Raw genomic sequence first — 2,347 nt, 5'->3', positions numbered from 1 at the left:
GTCTGGAATGAACTTTTCAGTATTCGGCTGAGTATTGATCATTGAGTTAAATCTCTTACCTATATTATACCTCTTTTCCCCATGGTAAATCAAGAGGGGGATTACTAACGGCAGCTGTTCTTCATCATAATGATCCTGGTGATGTTCCCAGATCCGAATCATATATTTGAGAAGTTGAAAGGAAACATCTTTGTCGGGATAACTCTTGTGTTCAAAAAGGCAGTATACATAGGCATTATGTTTATTTAATTGAACCCTATAAACAACATCAGAAAAATATTTTTTTAGGCGTTTATTAACAAATGATTTCTTAGAAATTTGTAACTTATCGAGATTAATTAAATCCAATAATTCCTGTGGTAAGTAGTTTTTAAGAAAATCTTCTGCAACCACCTTTTTTTTCAAACATTTCTTGAAAAAAACTATCATGGGGAGTTTGCATTTTTCCAACCTCTTTCTCTTGGAATTTTATCTTTAAAAAGATAAGACCTAAGAACTAATCTTTAAGTATATTATATCACAAAACGAACTTGTGTTCAATTAAATTTAAGCTAATTCGACAAAAAAACAGGGAAATATTAATTGATTTTAAGGCAAGTGTGTATTATAATAAAAGTTGTTAAGAAATTGAACACGTTAGAAAAGGTTAAAAAAGTTTATTGAGTGTCTGCAGCATTAAATCTATATATTAAATGAAATAAATAAAGAAAATCTACAAATATGACAGCCGATGTCACAAATGGTGTTAACTGAAAAGTTTTACTTTGTCATTCGACAAAATTAGATACTCTAATTATTTGATGTATTATAAATAATGTTATAAAATAAAGAGTGTGAACGACTGAAAAGAGTTATATTGAACATGACATCTGATGTCATAGAATAGAATCTTAACTCAGGTACGTTGGCAATTGAATATGTATGAAAATCTTTGGAACCGGGGTTTTCATATGAGTAAGATGAATTGAGTTAGAGGTTTAATAAACTATGATATAAGTTCAAGGATTAGGTTATTTTTTTAGCAATCCACTTTGATCTCAACAAAGTGGATGCAGGGATTTATAAAATTTTAATCGATTACTTGACTTTCGGTTTTGATAGGATTATACTTAATATATAAGATATTAAAGCCCTGTCAAATCGAAGTCTCAAGTTCCACTTGGGATATTAATGTAGATGAGATGGGGCTTTTTTTTAATTGTTTTTAGTTTTGCTTTCATCGAATTCGTGCTCGTTTGCTTTGAAGTTCCAATGACGATATGGGAATTCCCATCCAGTTTTATAATGTTTTTGGCCCGTAGAAATACCAATATTAAATTGGAAATCATAGAGAGATTGAATGTTTTGATTTATATGCTTATATAATTTTTCTTTGGCAATAGTTTTTTTGCCTCGTCTATAGCTGCCTTTAGGTTTTATTTTGTGTTTATCATTTAATCTAAACTGCATTGATCCTAAAATTATATCCATAGCCTGTAAGATGTTATGTTTATGGGAGTCTACTTCTGTAATGTCTTCCTTTCTGATTTTAAGATCTAGTTCATTAAAAAATGAAATATCCTGCAGCCTGTAGATGAAACTTTTAAATTTTTCTCTTTTTTCTTTAGTATCTGGTATTCGATCAAAATAGAATCTTAAAAATATGGGTTCTTCAGTAATTCCGCATTCTTGAATGCCAAATCCATGTTTTATAAACTGATAATATAGCTTAAAGAACTCTTCTTCTTTTTGTTCTTTGCTTAAATTTGTTGGAACATAACAATTTTGGGTGAACATTATTCTGATTTTTAATTTATTTTCTTTAATTAATTGGAATATGAAATCCACAAGCGCTTTATATTTAGATAAATAGTTGGAGGAAACTTTAGACCATTTTACTTCTCCATGGAAGTTTAATTGTTCTTTTTTAACTTTTAATCTTTTGTTTACTTCTTCAAAATGTTTATTTGTTACAAGAGCACCACCGTAGAAATTACTATAATATTTACCTTTTTTAATAGATTCATCAGTATAAATATAGAATTCCATAAAATCACCCTTTTAGATTGATATTTTAATCATATACTAAAAGAGGATTTATTTCAAAAATTTAGTAATTTTCATACTACCTGGAGAAAATATTAGATATTGTAGACATAAGTTGAAAATATGACATCCGATGTTAGAACATAGAATCTTAACTCAGGTACGTTGACAATTGAATATGTATGAAAATCTTTGGAACCGGGGTTTTCATATGGTTAAGATGAACTGAGTTAGAGGTTTAAAAAACTATGATATAAGTTCAAGGATTAGGTTATTTTTTTAGCAATACACTTTGATCTCAACAAAGTGGACATAGTGTTGA

2 protein-coding genes are annotated in these 2,347 nt (G+C 28.8%); both read right to left on the bottom strand.

All coding sequences use genetic code 11. The features are described 5' to 3' along the window. Positions 1-450: Rpn family recombination-promoting nuclease/putative transposase (locus tag CI949_RS19920; RefSeq protein ID WP_290769683.1), on the bottom strand; the 450-nt coding region annotated here is incomplete at its 3' end. A gap of 744 nt (positions 451-1,194) precedes the next feature. Then, positions 1,195-2,028: a DUF3800 domain-containing protein gene (locus CI949_RS19915; protein WP_089655898.1), complete on the bottom strand. Its 834-nt coding sequence runs from the start codon at positions 2,026-2,028 to the stop codon at positions 1,195-1,197. Positions 2,029-2,347: the final 319 nt, after the last annotated feature.

The sequence above is a fragment of the Halanaerobium sp. genome, assembly GCF_003070835.1.
This window is presented reverse-complemented; position numbering and strand designations above follow the sequence as displayed.

Excerpts from the sequence above, each read along its gene's own strand:
- CI949_RS19915 (WP_089655898.1), bottom strand. The coding sequence starts at position 2,028 with ATGGAATTCTATATTTATACTGATGAATCTATTAAAAAAGGTAAATAT.